Here is a 566-nt window from a genome sequence, read left to right on the forward strand (position 1 = left end):
GTCTTCGAGGGAGCCCCTTCAGCGATGAACACCGCACTGGCGCTACGCCAGGCGATCTGGCCCAAGAACGATCCGGCCTGGCCGATGTGCGGCATCCCCGACGCTCTCTACGTCAACCACGGCAGTGACTTCACCAGTCACCATCTCGAATACACGGCGATCGCCTTGAAGATCCGCATCATCCACTCCACCGTCGGCCGGCCCCAAGGCAGAGGCAAGATCGAGCGGTTCTTCCAGACCGTCAACACCGAAGTGCTCGCGACCTTGCCTGGACATCTCACCCCGGGCCACCCTCAGGCTGTGCCCGCCCTGGAGCTGGCCGGATTGGACCGAGCGATCGGGGAGTTTGTCGGCCAGTACAACGAGCGCACGCATGCTGCAATTCGTACGAGCCCGAAAGCGGCCTGGATCGGTGAGGGGTGGATGCCGAGGATGCCCGAGAGCCTCGAGGAGCTCGACGGCCTCCTCTTGCGAGTCTCCAAGCACCGCACGATCCAGCGGGACGGCATCCACTTCCAAGGACAGCGCTACCTCTCACCCACGCTCGCCCCCTTCGTCGGGCGCAC

1 protein-coding gene is annotated in these 566 nt (G+C 64.7%); it reads left to right on the plus strand.

What is annotated here, in order from left to right:
- Positions 1 to 24: 24 nt before the first annotated feature.
- Positions 25 to 566, plus strand: a 542-nt coding sequence (locus tag ACFWJO_RS38300; RefSeq protein WP_386872785.1) for a Mu transposase C-terminal domain-containing protein, incomplete at its 3' end; no start/stop codon positions are given.

The sequence above is a fragment of the Streptomyces sp. NPDC127092 genome (genome assembly GCF_042722475.1).
GTDB lineage: Bacteria > Actinomycetota > Actinomycetes > Streptomycetales > Streptomycetaceae > Streptomyces.